Here is a 19,546-nt window from a genome sequence, read left to right on the forward strand (position 1 = left end):
CACACAGCCCCGATCCCTCGAACTCCCTGTCGACGTACGGAGAATCAGCCGGTGCGAGCCGCCGCCCGAACCGATCTCGCCGCGACCTGGCGTCGCGTGGAGGCGTTATCGGAGGGGCGCGGGCTGGACCCGGGGCAGGTCCTCGACCCGGATCGCCTGAGCCGCTTGTCCGGGGTCGACCCCGACCGCATCCCCCTGGTGGTGGCCGGCACGGCCACCGAGCTGCCGCTGGAGCAGCGCGTCCACCGGCGGTTCCTGCGGCTGCGCGCCACGCGGCGCGACAAGCACGGCCGGGAGTGGCCGCTCGCCGCCATCGCCGACGACTTCGACGCTCCGGGCGCCTCCCTGGGCCCGCTCAACGCGGGCACCGGCCTGCCCCGGCTGGGCCACGCGGCGGGGGTGCAGCGCTTCTTCGGGGTCTACGCGGGTTTCCTGCTGGCCGACAGCAAGAGCGCGGTGGAACGGGCCCTCGCCCTGTCGGCCACCACGGCGGCGGAGGGCCGGGGCGACGTGGAGCACCTGTCGTACCTCACCGGCATCAGCCCGCGGGCCATCCTGCTCACCCTCGACGGCAGGCCGCCCCGCCAGTCTTTGCGGGAACAGGTGCGGCGGCGGTTCGAGCACCTGCGCCGCACCCGGGTGCGCGAGGACGGGCAGCCCCACTCGCTCGCGGCCATCGCCGGCTCGTTCTGCGCGTCCGGGCAGTCGCTGACCCGCCTCGCGCAGGGCGAGGGACTGCCCAACCTCGCCGCGGCGGCGGGCATCCAGCGGTTCTACGGCGTCGAGAGCGGCTTCCTGCTGGCCGACGACACCGAGGCGCTCACGACCGTCCTGGACCGGATCGAACGCGAGCTGGAAGCGGATTTCCCGCAGGGGCGGCAGGGCAATCCGATGCTGACGGTGCTGCGCGCCCACGACGTGCGGAGCATCGTGACGCGGGCCTGCCTGCTCTCCCCGCGGGGCTGGAAGTCGCTCGCCGACCACCTGGACGACCTGCTCGCACGCGAGGGGCAGCTCGACCGCGCACGCGAGGGGCACGACGGCGGACACGCGGCCGCCGACGCCGTCCCGGACGGGGAGCGCGGGGGATATGCGGACTACGGGGGCTACGGGGCGTACAGGGACCGCGGGGCGTACGGGCACGGGGACGGGGACGGCGGGGCGTACGGGGACGGGAGCGACGAGGCGTACGGGGACAGCGGGGCGTACGGGGACCGCGGGGCGTACGGCCGGCAGGGGGACCGCGGGGCGTACGGGGGCCGCGGGCACGACGGGGAGCGCGCGGCCGGCGCGGGCCCCGGGTGCGACGGGGAGAGAACGACCGAGGGGGAAGCACCATGAGGACCACCAGGGCGATGCGCAGGCTCGGCGGAGACCTGCTCGCGGCCGCCCGGCTGACTCCGCCGGCGGACGCGGCCGAGATCATCGGGGGACTGTGCGCGGCGTACAGCCGCCGCCGGGGCGGACGGAAGGTCGACTTCCGGTTCGCCTCGTTCCCGCCCGACACCGCCAGCGGGCTGTGGCTGGAGATGGACGAGCGCGACCTGATCGTCGTCGAGGAGCGGACCCGGCCCGAACACCAGCTCGTCATCGCCTGCCACGAGCTGTGGCACGTGGACGAGGGCACCTGCGACAGCCACGGGCCGGGCATGGCGGTCGCGGCGCGGCTGACGGGCCACCACGGCGACCTCGCGGAGCTGCTCTGCTCCGAGACCGGGCTCGGCGCGGTGGTCCGGCAGGCCGCCGCGCGCACCGACCGGGAGGACCCGGCGGAGGTCCGGGCCGAGATCTTCGGCCTGTACCTGGGCAAGACCTTGAAGCCGTACCTGCCGCCACCGCCCAGGGAAGAGCACTTCCCCGAGGGGATCGAGCGCATCAAGTCCTCGCTCGGCTGGGGGCTTTGAGCGCCACCCGGCCCACCGGCACCGGGGCGCCCCGTCTCCGCGCCGCTCACCCTTCGCGCCGATGCCCAGCGCTCGGCCCCGACAGAGAGCCCGATCGATGACCCAGACCTCACCGCTCCGTCACGCCGTCGTCATCGGCGGAAGTATGGCCGGCCTGCTCGCGGCCGCCGTCCTCGCCGAGCACGCCGCGGTCACGATCATCGACGCCGACACCCTGCCGGAGAGCCCCGAGCCGCGCCGCGGCCTGCCGCAGGCCCGGCACGTCCACGTCATGTGGTCGGGCGGGGCCCGCGCCATCGAGGAGATCCTGCCGGGCATCACCGAGGAGTGGACGCGGGCCGGCGCGATCCGCCGCAGCCTGCCCGGCGACCTGGTCACCAAGACCGCCCAGGGCTGGATCCCGCGCTGCGCGGAGAAGCAGTTCAACATCTCCTGCAGCCGCGACCTCCTCGACTCGGTGGTCCGCGCCCGGGTGACCTCCCTGGAGGGGGTCACCACCCTCCAGGAGACCCGGGTGACCGCCTTGGAGGGCACCGCGGCGCGGATCACCGGCGTCCGGATCGACACCCCGGACGGGCGGGGGCGGCTGGTGGACGCCGATCTCGTGGTCGACGCGAGCGGGCGCGGCTCGCGGGCCCGTACCTGGCTCCAGGAGCTGGGAGTGAGCGGTATCGAGCGGGCCGAGGTCGACTCCGGCCTGGTCTACGCGACCCGGGTCTTCGCGGCGCCCCCGGGAGCGCACGAGATGGGCTTCCCCATCGTCAACGTCCAGTCCGACCCGCGGGTGCCCGTCCCCGGCCGGACGGCCACCATCGTGCCGATCGAGAACGGGCGGTGGCAGGCCACCCTGTCCGGCACCCGGGGCGGGCAGCCGACCGGCGACCCGGAGGAGTTCATCCCGTTCGCCAAGGGCATCCGCGACCCGATCGTGGGTGAGCTGCTGGAAGGCCGCACGCCGCTCACGGACGTCGCCGTGACCCGGGGCAACGCCAATCGCCGGCTCTACTTCGAGAAGGCCGACCTGCCCGACGGCTTCTTCGCCGTCGGGGACTCGGTCGCCACCTTCAACCCGCTGTACGGCCAGGGCATGACGGTCGCCGCCCAGGGGCTGCTCGCCGTACGGGCCCTGCTCCGCGCCCGTGGCCTCGCCCAGCCGGGCTTCGGCCGCCGGGCGCAGCGCGCGCTCGCCCCGCAGGTGGGCACCGCGTGGGAGCTGGCCACCTCCCAGGACATCCTGTACCCGGGTGCGACCGGTATGGCGCCGCGGGCCGGGGCGGGGCTGCTCAACGGGTACGTCAGTCGGCTGATGACCGGCGCCACCACGCGGGAGGCGCTCACCTCCGCCTTCCTCCAGGTCATCACCATGAGCAGCGCGCCCACGTACTGGCTGCGCCCCTCGGTGGTCTGGCACGTCCTGCGCGCCTCGGACCGCGACGCGTTGAAGGCCGCGCCGCTGACCGCGGCGGAACGGGCCGTGGCCGGCCTCGACCGTGACCCGGTCGGGGCACCGGCCCCGACGGACCTGCCGGATCTGTCCGCCCTGCCCCCTCTGTCCGACCTGCCTGAACTGCCCGAACTGCCGGATGCGGCGGCCGCGTCCCGCCCGGTCGATCCGGCCCACCCGGTCGATCCGGCCCACCCGGTCGACCCCGTCGGCCGGGCCCGATGACGCACGGGCTCATCCTCTACGTGCCGGGATCGCTGCTGGTCCTGGCGCTGCTCATCAAGGCGCCGACGCTGCGACGGGACTGGGACCAGCCCCTGATGCGGGCGGTGTGCGCGCTGCTGCTCGTCGGCTGCCTGGTGATGTTCCTGGCGGCGCCGCCGACCATCGCGGCGGTCAACCGGCTCACCGGAGTGGTCAACTTCGCGGCCCCGCTGGTGTTCTGCGTGATCACCGCGTTCTCCGGGTGCTGCCTCGTCCTGGTTTTGCAGTGGGGCGGCGGACCACCGGCCGTGGTGCGCCGCGCCACCCGGCTGACGGTGGCCGTGTACGGGGGTGTGGCGGTGCTCATCGTCACCCTGTTCATGATCGGGGACGCGCCGGTCGAGCGGCTGCGGGACCTGGACACGTACTACGCCAACACGCCGTGGATCCGCGAGATGATCGTCTGCTACCTGCTGGCGCACAGCGTGGGGATCTCCGCGCTGACCCTGCTGTCCGGGCGGTGGCTGCTGCGCACCGACCGCGAGTTGCGGCCGCTGCGTACCGGACTGGGCCTGATCATGCTCGGGGGCCTGCTGGACCTGGGGTACCTCGTGGCGAAGTGGACGGCACTGGGCGCCCGCTGGAGCGGCCGCGACTGGGACCGGCTGTCCACGGACGTGGCGCCGCCGTTCGCGTCGGCCGCGGCGCTGATGGTGGCGACCGGCTTCATCGTGCCGCTGGTCGGCGGGTCGGCGACCTGGCGGGAGTTCAGCCAGTACCGGCGGCTGCACCCGCTGTGGAAGGCGCTGCGCGGCTTCGCCGCCTCGCGGGTGCGGACCGTGCCACTGGCCTGGTGGTCGCCGGTGGGGATCCGGCTGATCCACCGCGAGTCCGTGATCGACGACGGCATCCTCGCCCTCGCCTGCTGGTTCGACCCGGCCGTGCGGCACGCCGCGTACGAGACGGCGCGCGGGCAGGGCATGGACGAGGAGCGGGCCTGCGTGGTGGCGGACGCGGCCGTCCTCGCCGTGGCGTGCCGCCGCAAGGCGGCGGCCGCGCACGGCCCCCCGCCGCCGCCCGCCGAGCGGGAGCCGTACCGCCTGGGCGGCCAGCCGCTGACCTCCCTGGCCCGCGAGTTCCGCAGCTCCCCCATCGTCGCGGCCGCCCGCCGCCGCCCCGTGACACCACCGCACGAACCCTGATCGCGAGCGGCACCCCACACCCTGTCGGCACACCCTGTCGGCCCGGCCGCCCTCCTGGCCCCCCGCTCCGGCTCGCGAACCACGCGGCCGCCGGGAACCCGGTCCTCCTGGGGGCGGCTGACGCGGGGAACGCCCCGGACCGTGGGGTCCGTGGCGTTCCGCCGGCCGTGCGGGGCGGGGTGGGTCAGAGGTTCGCGAGGTCCAGGCCGGCCTGGGCGGCGGCGGCGCGGACGGTCTGCTCCAGCAGGACGGCGATGGTCATGGGGCCGACGCCGCCGGGTACGGGGGTGATCAGCGAGGCGCGGGCGGCGGCCGACTCGAAGTGGACGTCGCCGACGTTGCCCTCGTTGTAGCCGGCGTCCAGGACCACGGCGCCGGGCTTGATGTCCTCGCCCCGGATGAACTCGGCCTTGCCGACGGCGGCCACGAGCACGTCCGCCTGGCGCACGATCGAGGGCAGGTCGACGGTGCGCGAGTGGCAGTAGGTGACGGTGGCGTTCTTCTCCAGCAGCAGCATCCCGGCCGGCTTGCCGAGGATGGCGCTGCGGCCGACGACCACGGCGTGCTTGCCGGTCAGGTCGACGTCGTAGGCCTCCAGCAGGCGCATGATGCCGCCGGGGGTGCAGGAGACGAAGCCCGGCAGTCCGAAGCCCATGGCGGCGAAGGAGTGCATGGTGACCCCGTCGACGTCCTTGCCGGGGGCGATGGCCTCGAAGGCGGCCCGCTCGTCGATGTGGTGCGGGACGGGGTGCTGGAGCAGGATGCCGCTGATCGCGGGGTCCTCGGAGAGTTCGGTGAGGGCGGCCACCAGCTGTTCGGTGGTGGTCTCGGCGGGCAGCTCCACGTGGCGGGAGGTGATCCCGGCCTTGGCGCACCGGTTCTGCTTCATGCGCACGTACGTCACGGACGCGGGGTCCTCGCCGACGAGCACCGTCGCCAGGCAGGGCGCGGTACCGGTGCGCTCGGTGATCCTCGCCGCCTGGGCGGCGGTCTGCTCCGAGATGCGGCGGGCGAGGGCGGTGCCGTCCATCAGGCGGGCGGTGGCAGTCGTCACGGGGGTCTCCTGAACGTCGCTGCGGATCGCGGTCGCGGATCGCGGTTCGCCCAGGCGCGCGGCAGTCGACGCACGGGAGGTGCGCCGGGCCGCTCCCCGGTGGTGATCCACCCGAACGCCAGTCACGGCCCGCCGCCCACTCTAGTCGAAGGTCGACTTGTCCGGTGGTTGACGGGCGTCCGACCTGGGACGATCGCTGCATGACGCGTACTTTCGACCATCTTGTCGCCGAGGCCGAGTCGGTCTCCGTGGACGGCTGGGACTTCTCCTGGCTCGACGGCCGCGCCACCGAGCAGCGGCCCTCGTGGGGCTACCAGGGCCTCCTGCGCGAGCGTCTGGCCGGGGTCCGGTCCGTCCTCGACATCCAGACCGGCGGGGGCGAGGTCCTGGCCGGGGCCGGCCCGCTGCCGCCGCTGACGGTGGCCACGGAGTCCTGGCCGCCCCATGTCGACAGGGCGACCCGGCTGCTGCACCCGCTCGGCGCGGTCGTGGTGGCGGACGCGGACGAGCCGCCGCTGCCGTTCGGGGGCGAGGCCTTCGAGCTCGTCACCAGCCGGCACCCGGTGACCATCTGGTGGGACGAGATCGCCCGGGTGCTGGAACCGGGCGGCGCCTACCTTTCCCAGCAGGTCGGTCCCGCGAGCGTCTTCGAGCTCGTCGAGTACTTCCTCGGCCCGCAGCCGGAGGCCGTCCGGCGGGGCCGGCACCCCGACGACGCGGTCGCCGCGGCCGCGGAGGCGGGCCTCGAAGTCGTCGATCTGCGCTCCGAGCGGCTGCGTACGGAGTTCCACGACATCGGAGCCGTGATCTACTTTCTGCGGAAGGTGATCTGGATGGTGCCCGGCTTCGCGGTCGGGCCCTACCGGGACCGCTTGCGCGAGCTGCACGAACGGATCGAACGCGACGGCCCGTTCGTCGCGCACACCGCCCGCTTCCTCATCGAGGCCCGCAAAACGGGCTGACGGAGAGGGCGGACGGAACCCCGCCGGATCGGTTGCGCGGCCACAGCGTGGCGCAGGTCACTCAATTCAGCGCGTAACGAATCGACTCGGGCATGCGATGAACCGACAGGTGTCCTCGCGCGGCACGGAATACCGACCCCCCTCGGGTCTGTTTCCCGAGTTCGCGCGATGATGGCCCGCCCACCCCCTTACTTGTTCGCAACGAGAGGCTCCTTGTGTCGCTCAGCCCGTCCCGTACGTTCCCTCCGGAGATCGCCGAATCGGAGGCCCTCGTCACGCTCGTCGAGCGCGGCCGCGAGCAGGGTCACATCAACGGCGACGACGTGCGTCAGGCCTTCGAGGCCGGACGCATCCCGGTGGACCAGTGGAAGCGGGTCCTGCGCAGCCTGAACCAGGTTCTCGACGAGGAGGGTGTCGCCCTTCACGTCAGCGCGGCCCCCGCCACCAAGGCTGCCGCCAAGAAGCCCCGCAAGGCCGCCGCCGCCCCGGCCCGCGCCGTGACCAAGAAGGCGGCCGCGGCGCCGCGGCCCATCGGCGCGCGCAAGACCGCGGCGACCGTTCCGGCCACCGCCACGGCGATATCGGCTCCGACGTCACCCGCCCCCGCGGACGAGGTGTCGGCCGAGGCCGCCGCCGAGCCGAAGAAGCGGACGGTCAAGAAGGCCGCCGCGAAGAAGACCGCGACGAAGAAGACCGCCGCCAAGAAGGCCGGAGCCAAGGACGCCGACGAGGCCGAGACGCCCGTGGGCGAGGACTGGGCGGCCGAGGACCTCGTCGACGAGGCCGAGGAGGAGACGCCGAAGCCCGGCGGCACCCAGGGCTTCGTGCTGTCCGACGACGACGAGGACGACGCCCCGGCGCAGACGGTCATGGTGGCCGGCGCCACCGCCGACCCGGTCAAGGACTATCTCAAGCTCATCGGCAAGGTGCCCCTCCTCAACGCCGAGCAGGAGGTCGAGCTCGCCAAGCGCATCGAGGCCGGCCTCTTCTCCGAGTACAAGCTAGAAGAGGAGGAGGACCACAAGCCCGCCTTCAAGCGCGAGCTGGAGATCCTCGTCGAGGACGGCCGGCGCGCGAAGAACCACCTGCTGGAGGCCAACCTCCGCCTCGTGGTCTCGCTCGCCAAGCGCTACACCGGCCGCGGCATGCTCTTCCTGGACCTCATCCAGGAGGGCAACGTCGGCCTGATCCGCGCCGTGGAGAAGTTCGACTACACCAAGGGCTTCAAGTTCTCCACGTATGCCACGTGGTGGATCCGGCAGGCGATCACGCGTGCCATGGCCGACCAGTCACGCACCATCCGCATCCCCGTCCACATGGTCGAGATCATCAACAAGCTCGCCCGCGTGCAGCGCCAGATGCTCCAGGACCTCGGCCGGGAGCCCACTCCGGAGGAGCTGGGCAAGGAACTCGACATGACCCCGGAGAAGGTCATCGAGGTCCAGAAGTACGGCCGTGAGCCGATCTCCCTGCACACCCCCCTGGGTGAGGAGGGCGACAGCGAGTTCGGCGACCTCATCGAGGACTCCGAGGCCGTCGTCCCGGCGGACGCGGTGAGCTTCACCTTCCTCCAGGAGCAGCTCCAGTCCATCCTGGGCACGCTCTCGGAGCGCGAGGCGGGCGTGGTCTCCATGCGCTACGGCCTCAACGACGGCCAGCCGAAGACCCTGGACGAGATCGGGCGCGTGTACGGGGTCACCCGTGAGCGCATCCGCCAGATCGAGTCCAAGACCATGTCGAAGCTGCGCCACCCCTCGCGTTCGCAGGTGCTGCGCGACTACCTCGACTGAGGGGCCCGGGCCGTCGTGCGGCCCCGCTCCGGCCGGCGGCCCCGGTCCGGCCGGAGGACCGGCCCCCGGGCCGCCGTCGGGCGCGGTCGGGTCAGTGGATGACCCGGTAGCTGCGCCAGGGCAGGCTGGCGGGGGCCGTCACGTTCGAGAGGGTGGTGGCGACGTAGATCCCCTCGTCGCGCTCGCCCCTCTCGCAGTTCGGCGTGCGGTACAGGACGATGTCGACGCGGGTGTTGTTCTCGACGTGGGTGGCGCCCTTGGGCACGCCGATGCGGTGGCAGCCCCGCACCAGGGTGTTGCTGTAGCTCACCTCGACCGGTGAGTCGTGGCCCCGGAAGTGGAGCATGCCCACCGTGCTCCGGCCCAGACCCGAGCAGGCGGTGGCGGTCAGCAGCAGCGCTGCTGCCCCGGTCATGACGCCGATACGCCGGCAGTGGGTCATGGCGCGGTCCTCGTCTGTGCGGTGGCGGCGGTCAGTGGCCACAGCCTGCCCCGCCGCGGGGGCGGCGGCATCCGGGGTGTGGCCAACCGGGTGAGGGTGCCCGCGCCGCGCGCGCCGGCCCCCGGTCAGGTCCCGTACGCGGGCCCTGGGGCGGCCTCAGGCGGCGCCGGTGCCGCCGGCGCGGCGGGCCCGGCGGGCCGCCATGACGGCGTGCACGAGCACGCCGGCGAAGAGGAAGAGCAGCCCCTGGTACACCGCCGCGTAGCCGGAGCCCGCGACGAGCCACATCGAGAAGGCGAAGGCGAGGCCGGCGAGCGAGGCGTCGCGGACCAGTCGGCCGCGCCGCACGCGCTCGGGGCGGCCGGAGAGCAGGAAGTAGACCTGCGCGGCGGCGGAGAGCAGGTACGGGACGGTCGCCGTGAAGGTGGTGACCAGGACCAGGATCTCGAAGACGCCCTCGGAGCCCGCCGTGTAGTTGTAGACGGTCAGCGCGGAGGCCAGCACGGTGGTGACGAGCACGCCGACGACCGGGACGCCGCGCCTGCGCGTCAGGAAGGCGGCGGGGAAGAGGCCGTCACGGGCCGCGGCGTACGGGGTCTGCGCGCTGAGCAGGGTCCAGCCGTTGAGCGCGCCGACCATCGAGACGACGGCGGCGCAGGCGACGAGCGTGCCGCCCCAGGCACCGCCGAACATGGCGTCGACGGCTTCCGTGAAGGGGGCCTGCGAGTCGACGAGCCGTTCGTGGGGGACGAGCCCGAAGACGGCGAGGGTGCCCATGAGGTAGACGGCGGCGGCGCCGACCGTGCCGAGGACCGTGGCCCGTCCGACGTTGCGGGCCGGGTCGCGTACCTCGCCGGCGCTGACGGCGGCGGACTCGACGCCCAGGTAGCTGAACAGCAGGATCGCCGCGGAGGCCGAGACGGCGCCGACGGCGCTCTGGTCGGTGGCGCGGAAGGGGCCGAGGTTGGCCGGGTCGAAGAAGAACAGCCCGCCCACGGCCACGAGCAGCAGCGGGGCGAATTTCAGCACGGTGGAGACGAGTTGCACGGCGCCGACGCAGCGGGTGCCGGCCAGGTTCGCGAGCGCCGGGAGCCACTGGACGGCGAGCGCCGCCAGGCACATCGACCATGTGTGCTCCCCGACGGCGGGGAAGAGCACGCGCAGGTAGCCGACGGCCGCCACGGCCAGGGCCGCGTTGGACACCCAGGTGGTGATCCAGTAGCTCCAGGCGGCGAGGAAGCCGGCGAAGTCGCCGAAGGCCGCGCGGGCGTAGACGTACGGGCCGCCCGTCCGCGGGTGGCGCCGGGCGAGGCTGCCGAAGACCAGGGCGAGGGCGAGGGCGCCGAGGGTCAGCACCCCGAAGGCGACGAGGCTGATGGTGCCGAAGGGGGCCACCGAGGCAGGGAGGAGGAAGATGCCCCCGCCGATGATGTTGCCCATGACCAGGCAGGTGGCGACGGGCAGGCCGAACCGCCGGGCGTGCCGCTCGCCCCGCGGGTGTCCGGTGGCCGCCTTCGGGGTGCCGGGGGCTGCTGGCGCCTCGGTGGGCGGTGCTGCGGTGCTGGTCATCGGGGGTGCGCCTCGGAACGTCTCACATGGTGGGCAGGTCAACCCATGGTTGACCACTCGGTGGACGGCACCAAATCAGCGCACTTCGTCCCGTACGGGCCCCTCTGCGGAAGGAAAGGTTCCGACTGCCGTGTGCTCCGGCCGCGGATTCTTCAGGGGCACCTGCGGACCGTCCGCCTCCCGGAGCCAGCTCCGCAGCACGCCGTGCACGGCCTCCGCGCCCACCAGGTCGGCGGCCGGGTCGGACAGTTCCGCCGGCCACATCAGGAACGGCTGCCCCTGCTCCCCGCCGAGGCCTCCGTGCGAGCCGATCTGCTCCTCGAAGGCGTGGACGGCGCCCGTGCCCGGGTCGTACGCCGAGTTCACCATGATGTCGGCGACGTGCGGGAAACCGTCGGTCCGGCGGACCGCCGCCGCCGCGCCCGGACCGAACCGGGCCAGCAGCTCCTCCGCCTCGCCGGGGACGTCGAGGCGCGCCACCGCCCCGGCCGGGCCCAGTACCTCCCCGTCCACCAGCAGGAACCCGATCCCCGGATGGTTGGCGAGGGTGGGCAGCAGGGCGGGGTGCTTCCGCTCGATCCACGCCCGGCCTGCCCGGCCGGGCAGGTCGGGGAAGGAGATCAGACCGAGGTTGCCCGAGGCGAGGACCACCGGGTCGGGACCGGACCCGGGGTGGGCCTCCTCCCCCTCCTCGACCGGCCGGTGCAGGGCCGCCAGGAACGCCGCGCGCGCCTCGGCCCCACTGCGGGTGCGCCCGGCCCGGCGGGGCACCGCCAGCCCGCAGCCCGCCCGGACCAGGTCCTTCAACGTGAGGCCGTACCGGCCCAGGAAGGTCTCCCCCGGGCTCTGCCCGTGGTCGGAGAGCAGCACGATCCGGTACGGCCGGGGCGCGTGCTCGGCGACCCTGGCGATCAGCGCGAGGCTCCGGTCGAGGCGGGCCAGGACCTGGTCGGTGTCCCTGCCGCGCGGACCGGAATGGTGCGCGACCTCGTCGTAGGCGACCAGGTCGGCGTAGACGGCGGAGCGGCCGGCCAGCATGTCGCCGATCACCGCCGCTACCACGACGTCCCGTTCGACGACGGTGGCGAAGGCGCGGATCACGGGGTAGAGCCCGCCGCGCGCCACCCGCGGCTCCTCGCCGCGCCGGCGCGCCCGCAGCGACTGCCCGACCTCCCGGCCCGCCTCGGCGACGAAGGACACGGCGGTGCGGACGGCGTTGGCCGAGTCGGAGAAGTACGCGAAGTAGCCCGCGCGGGACCGGTTCGCCCGGCCGCGCCGGGCCGAGACGGACAGGACGAGCGCCAACTGGTCCGCGCCGCCGCTGAAGAGGTTGCCCCGGCTGGCCCCGTCGAGCGTGAGCAGTCCGCCGTCCCCGGTGCGTGCCACGGCGCGCCGCTGGAGCTCGGCGGCGCTGGTGGGGCGGTTGCAGACCACCACCTCGCCGGTGTCCTTCTCGTACCAGCGGAAGGCGGGCACGTCGAAGGTGGAGCCGTGCAGGATGCCGAGCTGGCTGGCCCCGGTCTGGCTGGACCAGTCGGTGCGCCAGGGTGCGAGGCGGTGGCCGCCGTCCAACCAGCCGGCCACCGTGGGCATGAGCTCCCGGTCCACCGCGTGCCGCAGCACCGCGTGGCCGACCCCGTCGAGCTGGAGCACGACCAGGCCGGGCGCCGCCTCACCGCGTGCGGGCGCCCCGGGGGGCCGCTGCCGTCTGCGGCGGCGGTCGGCGAGCCGGTAGAGCCGGCGCCGGTAGGCCTCGTCGTCGCGTACGGCGAGCGCGGTCGAGGTCGCCGACGCCACCGCGGACATCACCGCGGCCACCACGACCGCGGTCTCGGGCGCCACCTCGCCCCGCCCGGCCGGGGTCAGACCGAGCGCGATCAGCAGCAGCGAGCCGTTCAGGAAGAAGACCAGCAGACCGAGTACGAGGGCGGGTACCAGCAGCAGGGCCCGCACCAGGACCGGCCAGACCAGTGCGCTGAGCAGTCCGAAAGCCCCGGCGCCCCAGGCGGCGGTCAGCCCGATCCGCGTGATGCTGTCGCCGTCGCCGGACTGCAGCCGGAAGTCGGGCAGTGCGCCGGCCAGGACGAGCATGGTGAGGGTGGACACCGCCCATACGAGGACCACCCGCACCAGGGCACTGCCCGCGCTCCGCCACCGCCCTCGCCACACGCCGCACCCGCCTCACCGCTCCGGCGCGCGACCCGCCCGCGCGCCCCCGTCCCGTCCCGTTCCCAGGCTCGCACAGCGGGGCGGGGCGGGCGGGGCGACACGGACGGCGCACGGACGCGCGGGGCGGCCGGGCAGCGGGGCGGTCCCGGACGCGGCGGGCCGCGGGGCGGTCCCGGACGCGGCCGGACCGCGACCGGGCGGGCTCAGGTGCCGTCGTAGCCGGCGGTGGGCATGGAGAGGCGCCGGTGCACCTCGGCCTTCATCGCGGAGGTGTACAGCGGCTCCTCGTGCCCCGCCGTCTCCAGCCGTACGCCGCGCCGTTCGCACTCGGTCGCGAACTCCTCGACGGAGCGCAGGGCCCGGGCCAGGACGCGGTGGTTGGCGGCGACGAAGAGGTCCACCCGCCCGTCGTCGATGTCGGACCAGAGCCCGCAGTGGTCGGGGCGCATCCCGTAGCCGAGCAGGTGACGTGTCACGACGTAGCCCCGGTCGGCGGCCCAGCGGCCGCACATGGCGTGCTGGCTCCGGGTGTCCACGGCGAACGGGTCGGCGTCCAGCTCTTCGAGCGGGGTCAGGCTGGCGATCGCGGCCACGCGCAGCGCTTCCATGCGGCCCGACCCTACTCCGATCCGCCGCCCGGGAGGAGGGGGCCGCCACATCCGGTTCCGGGCGCGTGAACGGGGCAGACCTTAGGCTCGGGAGCGAGCCCGGAGGGAGGCGGACCGATGCCCGTGGAGATCACCTGGTGGGGGCACGCCACGTGCACGGTCGAGGACTCCGGGGTGCGGCTGCTGACGGACCCGCTGTTCACCCGGAGACTGGCGCACCTGCGACGCCGGCGCGGGGCGCCGCCCCCGCTCGCGGCGGCCGTGGCGGACGCGGTGCTGGTCTCGCACCTGCACGCCGACCACCTGCACCTGCCGTCCCTGGCCCGGCTCGCGCCCGGCACCCGGCTGCTGGTGCCCCGGGGTGCGTGCCGGGCGGTGCCCGGGTTGGCCCGGATCGCCGCCGAGCGCGCGCTGGCGGTGACGGAGGTGGCGCCGGGCGAGGCCGTCGGCGTACGGAACGGGGTGCGGGTGCGGGCGGTGAGCGCCCGGCACGACGGCCGGCGGCTGCCGTTCGGGCCGGCGCTGGCTCCGGCCCTCGGGTACGTGGTCGAGGGCGCGGCGCGGACGTATTTCGCCGGGGACACGGGGCTGTTCGACTCGATGGCCCGTGAGGTCGGCCCGGTGGACGTGGCGCTGCTGCCGGTCGGCGGCTGGGGTCCCCGCCTCGGCCCGGGGCACCTGGACGCGGGCCGGGCGGCGGTGGCGCTCGCCGAGCTGGCCCCGGCCGCGGCGGTTCCGGTGCACTACGGCACGTTCTGGCCGATCGGTATGGACGCCGTGCGACCGCACGAGTTCCACGCCCCGGGCGAGGAGTTCGAGCGGGCCGCGCGGCGGCTGGCACCGAAGGTGGCGGTACGGGTACCGGCGCACGGCGAGCGGGTGCGGCTGCCGTGACCTGGCAGGACGTGCTCGCCGCTGCCGGCAGGGTGCCGCCGGAGGCCACCCAGCAGGCGGTGGGCTACCCGGCGCTCTTCGTCCTGGTGTCGCTGGGCGCGCTCGTGCCGGTGATCCCGACGGGGGCGGTGGTCAGTTCGGCGGCGGTGGTGGCGTTCCACCACCAGTCGCTTCCCCTGGGGGTGTTGCTGGTGATCGCGGTCTCGGCGCTGGCGGCGTTCACGGGAGACGTCGCCCTGTACTGGCTCGGGCAGCGCGGGGTCCGCTCGCGCAACGGCTCCCGCTGGCTGGGGGCGCTGCGCGGCCGGGCCACGCCCGAGCGGCTGGAGCAGGCGCAGACGAAGCTCGACGAGCACGGCGCCCAGGTCCTGGTGGTCTCCCGGCTGATTCCGGCGGGCCGCATCCCGGTGATGCTGGCCTGCCTGCTGGCGGCGCTCCCCCTGGGCCGGTTCGCCCGCGGCGACGCACTCGCCTGCCTGGCCTGGGCGGTGACGTACGGCCTCATCGGCATCGTGGGCGGTTCGCTGTTCACGGAGCCCTGGAAGGGCGTGGCGGTGGCGGTCGGGCTGACCGTGCTGATCAGCGCGGGCCCGGCGCTGTGGCGCCGGATCCGGCCGCGCTGAGAACCGGCCGTGCTGAGAATCGGACGCGCTGAGAACCGGCTGGAATCCGCCCTGGACCTCAAGCGCGGTTCAGTTCCTAAGCTCTCGATTGTCGGACGATCTTGAGAGCGAACGGAGCGCCATCGCCATGGAGTACTCGCACAGCGACACCGAACTGATCCAGCAGCCCGTCGGCTACTGGAGCTGGGCCGCCTACGACGCGGTCGTCAGCCGTATCCGGGGCGCGCTCGCCGCCATCGGCACCACCCAGCCGCAGTGGTGGGTCCTCGCCCGGGTCGCCTCGGCGCCGGGGGGCCGGGGCCGGGACGAGGTGACCGAGACCCTGCGGGGCTATCTGGCCACGGGTGAGCAGACGATCGACGAGGAGATCGACACGGCGATCGCCCGCGGCTGGGTCGACCAGGACGCCGGCCGCGTCCTCACCCTCACCCCCGAGGGAAGGCGCTTCTACGAGGAGGCGGCCGCCCTGCAGGGCCGCCTGTGGGCCGAGCGCCACGAGGGCATCACGGACGAGGAGTACCTCACCACGCTCAAGGTGCTCCAGCGGCTCATCCACAACACGGGGGGCAGGGCTTGGCACCACTGACGGTCGGCGCCGCCGGGTCGGCCCCGTCCGCGAGGGGCAGGGTGCGGGAGGCCCCGATCGGCAGGTCCCAGAGGCGGTCGCGGGGGAGGCCGGCCCGGCTCCAGGCCGCCAGGACGCGCTGGAGGGGTTCCAGCACCGGTTCCGCGGACAGGACGAAGGTGGCCCAGTGCATGGGGGCCATCCGGCGGGCGCCGAGGTCCAGGCAGGCCTGGACGGCCTCCTCCGGGTCGGCGTGGACGTCGCTGAGCCACCAGCGGGGGGCGTAGGCCCCGATCGGCAGCAGGGCCAGGTCGATGCCGGGGTGGCGGCGGCCGATCTCGGTGAACCAGTGGCCGTAGCCGGTGTCCCCCGCGAAGTAGAGCCGCCGGGGGGCGGGGCTCAGGGTGTCGGTGAGGATCCAGCCGCCCCACAGGGACCGGCAGGTGTCGGTGAGGGACCGCTTCGACCAGTGGTGGGCCGGGACGAACTCGAAGCGGACGCCGTCCAGTTCGGCGGTCTCCCACCAGTCCAGCTCGGTGACGCGGGTGAAGCCCCGGCGGCGGAACCAGCGGGCGAGACCGGCCGGGACGAAGAGGGCCGTGGCCCGGGGCAGCCGCTTGAGGGTGGGCGCGTCGAGGTGGTCGTAGTGGTTGTGGCTGATCACGACCGCGTCCACGGCGGGCAGGTCCTCCCAGCGGACCCCGACGGGCGTCATCCGGCTCGGGGTGCCGAGGATCCGCCGGGACCACACCGGATCGGTCAGCACGGTCAGCCCGCCGGTCCGCAGGACCCAGCTGGCATGCCCGGCCCAGGTGACGGAGACCGTACCGGGGGCGGCGGCGGGCAGCGGCGCCGGTTCGAACGGCAGGTCCGGGATGCCGCGCAGCCCGTCGGGGCCCGGCCGGAAGGCTCCCTCGCGGGCCAGCCGCGCGAAGGAGCGGACGCCGGGCAGCGGGGTGGTCAGCCGGTCCGCGAACGAGCGCGGCCAGCGGCGGTGCTCGCCGAGCGGGCGCGGGGCGGCGGGGTGCGGGGCGGAGGGGTGCGGGGCGGGGAGGCTCGGGACGGCGGGGCGCTCCGCCGGCGGTTCCGGGCGGGGTGCGGGCCGCCGGGTGACGGGGGGTTGCGCGTTCTTCGCCCCGGCGGCGGGAGCGTCCGTCTGGTTCCACATCGAGAGGTCTCCGTTCACCGCGCGTCCGATCGGGAGGGCGGGCGGTCAGGCCGGCCGGGTCAGCTCGGCCAGGACCGAGCGGAGGTGGTCCAGGGAGCGCCGGACGTGTGGGAGCCCGAGCGGGTCGCGGGCGGTCAGGGCGGCCAGCCGCTCCTGCGGGGTGGCGCCCAGCAGCGGGCCGGTCGACAACCTGACGCGCAGCGCCCCGAGTTCGTCCGCGAACCGCTGTCCGCCGGGTGTCGGCGCGCCCAACCGGGCGCCGAGCCAGTCCTCCAGCTCCATGGCGTCCCCGACCCCGTGCCGGGCCAGTCCGGCGCGCAGCGGGGTCAGGTCGGCGTAGAGGTGGCGGCCGGCCTGCGGGGGCCGGGAGAGGGCGCCGACCGCGAGGAGTTCGCGGTGCGCGGCGGCGGCGACCGCGCCGTGCAGGGAGGCAGCGGCCCGGGCACGTCCGGCGACGGCCTCGGGTTCGTCGAGGGCGTGCGCGGCCGCACCGGCGACGGGCCCCGCGACGATGGCGCCGGTGGCGGTGAGCATGTCGAGGGTGCGGGCGCGCAGCCAGGTGCCGCGCGGGGTGTCGGGGAAGCGCAGTACGGCGGCCGGCCAGTCGGCGGGCAGCAGCGCTCCGGCCAGGTCGAGGAGGACCGCGGCGCCGTCGGGCAGCATCTCGGCGGGGCTGAGGACCAGGGTGTCGTGCGGGTGGTGGGCGGTGTCGCGCCAGCTCTCGTCGCTGACCACGAACAGCCCGGCGTCCTGCGCCGCCTCGCAGGCCTCGCGCAGCGTCTCGGGCGGCGGCACGGTCGCCGTGGGGTCGTCGGCCGTCGACAGCAGGAGCACTCGCGGGTCGCCGCCTTCCGCCCGCACCCGGCGCACGGTCTCCAGCAGCGCGTACGGGTCCGGTACGCCACCGCACTCGGCCGGGGTCGGCACGTGGTAGGCCCGCTGTCCCAGGAGCCGGACCTGCGGCGTCCACCAGGCGGGGCAGGGCCGGGGCAGCATGACGTCGCCCCCGAACGCGCCGAGCAGGGCCAGCAGCAGGGCGGGGGCGCCGGGGCCGGCGGCCACGCACTCGGGGGTGGTGGTGAGTCCGCGCCGTCCCCAGTGGCGGCATGCCGCCTCGCGTACGGCCGCTCCCCCGCCCGGGGGTTCGGGTGCGGAGCGGTCGGCGGCCGAGGCGAGGACGGAGAGGAGTTCGGGCAGTACGGGCAGGCCCGGCTGCGGGGCGGGCGGACCGTACCGGACCGGGCCACGCCCCTCCGCCACCGCGCGCTGCATCCCCGCCACCGCTCTCCCGCCTTCCCCGTCCGTCCCGCACGTCTGCCCTTTATACGATTATTTGGAGCGGTACGCCCGTTGTCAGGTCAGCCCCGTCTGCCGAGCAGCGCGAGGAGCCTGGTCTGCGCGTCCGCGCCGTCGGGCACCTCCAGTGCGGGCGCGTACATGCCGCCGGCCGCGAGTCCGGCCGCGTACGGCAGCACCTCCTGCAGGGAGAACTCGACGAGGCCGCCGGGCAGCCGGTCGTCCGCGCCGATGCCCCGCGCGAGGTCCCAGGTGTGCACCACGCAGTCGGCGGTCAGTTCCGAGCAGTACGCCGATCCGAGCGCGGGCCCGTACGAGAGCCTGACCGTCCGGTGGAGCGCCCCCGGCGCCGCGAAGGCGGCCGTCGCGGCGGCCGCGGCCCGCTCGAAGGCGGCGGCCGGGTCGGCGCCGAGCAGGTCGCCGGGGAAGGCGTCGCCGAGCTCCTCGACGGTCCGTCCGTCGGTGACCAGGGGCGGGATCCACAGCTGCTCCTCGGTCACGTGGTGGACCACCTGCCGCACGGACCACCGCGTGCACGGAGTGGGCGCGTCCCACTGGTCCGGTGCGACGGCGCGCACCCGGTCCCCGAAGAGCCGCAGCGCCTCGGCGTGCCGTTCCAGCAGTGTGTCCGGCATGGCTCCCACCGTCCTCCGCGTCGGGCCGCCCCCTGCGCTCACTCTCCTCCGCGCCCGGCGGCGCTGCCACCGCCCCGCCCCGTCGGCCCGGCACACAAGGAGGGTGTCCACATGTCAAAACGCCTGTCTCATATGACGGTCGACGTCCTAGGGTGGACGCACCACGCCGAGGAGGAGACCGCCATGGGCCACGGGGAGAGCGCCGTCTACACGCACGGCCACCACGAGTCGGTACTGCGCTCGCACCGGTGGCGGACGGCCGGGAACTCCGCCGCCTACCTGGTCGGGGAGCTCCGGCCGGGGATGTCCGTACTGGACGTGGGCTGCGGCCCGGGCACGATCACCGCCGACCTGGCGGAGCTGGTCGGGCCGGGCGGCCGGGTCACGGCCGTCGACGCCTCGCCGGAGGTCGTCGAGCGGGCGCGGGCGTACGCGGCGGAGCGCGGCCTGACCGCGGTGGAGTTCGCCGCGGCGGACGTCCACGCCCTGGACTTCCCGGACGGCTCCTTCGACGTGGTCCACGCCCACCAGGTACTGCAGCACGTCGGGGACCCCGTTCGGGCCCTGGGCGAGATGCGCCGGGTGTGCCGGCCGGGCGGGATCGTGGCGGCCCGGGACGCCGACTACGCGGCGATGACCTGGCACCCGGCCGCGCCGGGCCTGGACGAGTGGCTGGATCTCTACCGTCGGGTCGCGCGCGCCAACGGCGGCGAGCCGGACGCCGGGCGCCGCCTGCACGCCTGGGCCCGCCGCGCCGGCTTCACCGAGGTGGCCTCCTCGGCCACGGCCTGGTGCTTCGCGGCCCCGGAGGAGGTCTCCTGGTGGTCGGAGCTGTGGGCGGAGCGTACGACGGCGTCCGGGTACGCGGACCTCGCCGTCCGGGGCGCTCACGCGACCCGGGCGGAACTGGCGGCCGCCGCGGCGGCCTGGCGCGCCTGGGGCGCGGACCCCGACGCCTGGTTCTCGGTCCTGCACGGCGAGGTCCTCTGCCGCGCCTGACCGCGGGCCCGCCCCCGG

The 19,546-nt window shown here is 74.8% G+C and carries 18 protein-coding genes and 1 riboswitch; of the genes, 10 read left to right on the forward strand and 8 right to left on the reverse strand.

Going from position 1 to position 19,546, the window contains the following annotated elements; genetic code table 11:
• Positions 1 to 96: 96 nt before the first annotated feature.
• The 4 genes from ACFWUQ_RS14455 to ACFWUQ_RS14470 all read left to right on the forward strand — a co-directional run bounded on the left by ACFWUQ_RS14455 (position 97) and on the right by ACFWUQ_RS14470 (position 4,754).
• Positions 97 to 1,341, forward strand: coding sequence for a hypothetical protein (locus ACFWUQ_RS14455; protein WP_384537546.1), 1,245 nt, complete (start codon positions 97 to 99; stop codon positions 1,339 to 1,341).
• Positions 1,338 to 1,904, forward strand: a complete 567-nt coding sequence (locus ACFWUQ_RS14460) for a toxin-antitoxin system, toxin component (protein ID WP_384537548.1) — start codon at positions 1,338 to 1,340, stop codon at positions 1,902 to 1,904. The genes ACFWUQ_RS14455 and ACFWUQ_RS14460 overlap by 4 nt, the downstream gene beginning before the upstream one ends.
• Before the next feature lie 97 nt (positions 1,905 to 2,001).
• Positions 2,002 to 3,573, forward strand: a complete 1,572-nt coding sequence (locus ACFWUQ_RS14465; protein ID WP_384537551.1) for an FAD-dependent monooxygenase — start codon at positions 2,002 to 2,004, stop codon at positions 3,571 to 3,573.
• Positions 3,570 to 4,754, forward strand: coding sequence for an MAB_1171c family putative transporter (locus tag ACFWUQ_RS14470; protein ID WP_384537553.1), 1,185 nt, complete (start codon positions 3,570 to 3,572; stop codon positions 4,752 to 4,754). The genes ACFWUQ_RS14465 and ACFWUQ_RS14470 overlap by 4 nt, the downstream gene beginning before the upstream one ends.
• A gap of 184 nt (positions 4,755 to 4,938) precedes the next feature.
• On the opposite strand, the gene ACFWUQ_RS14475 is transcribed toward ACFWUQ_RS14470, so the two are convergent.
• Complete coding sequence (locus ACFWUQ_RS14475; protein WP_384537610.1) at positions 4,939 to 5,784, reverse strand: bifunctional 5,10-methylenetetrahydrofolate dehydrogenase/5,10-methenyltetrahydrofolate cyclohydrolase; 846 nt, start codon at positions 5,782 to 5,784, stop codon at positions 4,939 to 4,941.
• 65 nt (positions 5,785 to 5,849) lie between these two features.
• Positions 5,850 to 5,944: riboswitch (ZMP/ZTP riboswitch) on the reverse strand.
• 64 nt (positions 5,945 to 6,008) lie between these two features.
• On the opposite strand from ACFWUQ_RS14475, the gene ACFWUQ_RS14480 reads away from it, so the two are divergent.
• Together ACFWUQ_RS14480 and ACFWUQ_RS14485 are read left to right on the forward strand one after the other, a co-directional pair.
• Positions 6,009 to 6,770: a methyltransferase domain-containing protein gene (locus ACFWUQ_RS14480; RefSeq protein WP_384537555.1), complete on the forward strand. Its 762-nt coding sequence runs from the start codon at positions 6,009 to 6,011 to the stop codon at positions 6,768 to 6,770.
• Positions 6,771 to 6,985: 215 nt separating this feature from the next.
• Positions 6,986 to 8,560, forward strand: coding sequence for an RNA polymerase sigma factor (locus ACFWUQ_RS14485; protein ID WP_384537558.1), 1,575 nt, complete (start codon positions 6,986 to 6,988; stop codon positions 8,558 to 8,560).
• Positions 8,561 to 8,651: 91 nt separating this feature from the next.
• Here ACFWUQ_RS14485 and ACFWUQ_RS14490 read toward each other — a convergent pair whose 3' ends face one another.
• From ACFWUQ_RS14490 to ACFWUQ_RS14505, 4 genes are all read right to left on the reverse strand, one after another.
• Positions 8,652 to 9,002 carry a hypothetical protein gene (locus tag ACFWUQ_RS14490; RefSeq protein ID WP_384537561.1) on the reverse strand — a complete coding sequence of 117 codons (351 nt, stop codon included), beginning with the start codon at positions 9,000 to 9,002 and terminating at the stop codon, positions 8,652 to 8,654.
• Between the two features lie 156 nt (positions 9,003 to 9,158).
• On the reverse strand, positions 9,159 to 10,571 hold the full coding sequence (locus ACFWUQ_RS14495) for an amino acid permease (RefSeq protein ID WP_384537563.1): 1,413 nt from the start codon (positions 10,569 to 10,571) through the stop codon (positions 9,159 to 9,161).
• Positions 10,572 to 10,646: 75 nt separating this feature from the next.
• The gene (locus ACFWUQ_RS14500; protein WP_384537566.1) at positions 10,647 to 12,740 is read right to left on the reverse strand and encodes a phage holin family protein; all 2,094 of its coding nucleotides are present in this window, start codon (positions 12,738 to 12,740) and stop codon (positions 10,647 to 10,649) included.
• A gap of 203 nt (positions 12,741 to 12,943) precedes the next feature.
• Positions 12,944 to 13,348 (reverse strand): hypothetical protein, encoded by a 405-nt coding sequence (locus ACFWUQ_RS14505; protein ID WP_384537569.1) that lies wholly within the window; start codon positions 13,346 to 13,348, stop codon positions 12,944 to 12,946.
• A 117-nt stretch (positions 13,349 to 13,465) separates the two neighbouring features.
• On the opposite strand from ACFWUQ_RS14505, the gene ACFWUQ_RS14510 reads away from it, so the two are divergent.
• From ACFWUQ_RS14510 to ACFWUQ_RS14520, 3 genes are all read left to right on the forward strand, one after another.
• Entirely contained in the window at positions 13,466 to 14,242 is a 777-nt protein-coding gene (locus ACFWUQ_RS14510) for an MBL fold metallo-hydrolase (RefSeq protein WP_384537572.1), read from the forward strand.
• Positions 14,239 to 14,865 carry a DedA family protein gene (locus ACFWUQ_RS14515; protein ID WP_384537575.1) on the forward strand — a complete coding sequence of 209 codons (627 nt, stop codon included), beginning with the start codon at positions 14,239 to 14,241 and terminating at the stop codon, positions 14,863 to 14,865. The genes ACFWUQ_RS14510 and ACFWUQ_RS14515 overlap by 4 nt, the downstream gene beginning before the upstream one ends.
• 127 nt (positions 14,866 to 14,992) lie before the next feature.
• Positions 14,993 to 15,451, forward strand: a complete 459-nt coding sequence (locus ACFWUQ_RS14520; RefSeq protein WP_384537613.1) for a MarR family winged helix-turn-helix transcriptional regulator — start codon at positions 14,993 to 14,995, stop codon at positions 15,449 to 15,451.
• Here ACFWUQ_RS14520 and ACFWUQ_RS14525 read toward each other — a convergent pair.
• The 3 genes from ACFWUQ_RS14525 to ACFWUQ_RS14535 form a co-directional block, all read right to left on the reverse strand.
• Complete coding sequence (locus tag ACFWUQ_RS14525; RefSeq protein ID WP_384537578.1) at positions 15,414 to 16,616, reverse strand: MBL fold metallo-hydrolase; 1,203 nt, start codon at positions 16,614 to 16,616, stop codon at positions 15,414 to 15,416. The two genes, ACFWUQ_RS14520 and ACFWUQ_RS14525, sit on opposite strands and share 38 nt — an antisense overlap.
• A gap of 27 nt (positions 16,617 to 16,643) precedes the next feature.
• The gene (locus ACFWUQ_RS14530) at positions 16,644 to 17,870 is read right to left on the reverse strand and encodes an aminotransferase class I/II-fold pyridoxal phosphate-dependent enzyme (RefSeq protein WP_384537616.1); all 1,227 of its coding nucleotides are present in this window, start codon (positions 17,868 to 17,870) and stop codon (positions 16,644 to 16,646) included.
• An 86-nt stretch (positions 17,871 to 17,956) separates the two neighbouring features.
• Positions 17,957 to 18,529 (reverse strand): TIGR03086 family metal-binding protein, encoded by a 573-nt coding sequence (locus ACFWUQ_RS14535; RefSeq protein WP_384537581.1) that lies wholly within the window; start codon positions 18,527 to 18,529, stop codon positions 17,957 to 17,959.
• 183 nt (positions 18,530 to 18,712) lie between these two features.
• Here ACFWUQ_RS14535 and ACFWUQ_RS14540 point away from each other — a divergent pair, with 183 nt between their 5' ends.
• Positions 18,713 to 19,528 carry a methyltransferase domain-containing protein gene (locus ACFWUQ_RS14540; RefSeq protein ID WP_384537619.1) on the forward strand — a complete coding sequence of 272 codons (816 nt, stop codon included), beginning with the start codon at positions 18,713 to 18,715 and terminating at the stop codon, positions 19,526 to 19,528.
• Positions 19,529 to 19,546: the final 18 nt, after the last annotated feature.

Origin of the sequence: Streptomyces sp. NPDC058662 (assembly GCF_042716255.1) — a bacterium.
GTDB lineage: Bacteria > Actinomycetota > Actinomycetes > Streptomycetales > Streptomycetaceae > Streptomyces.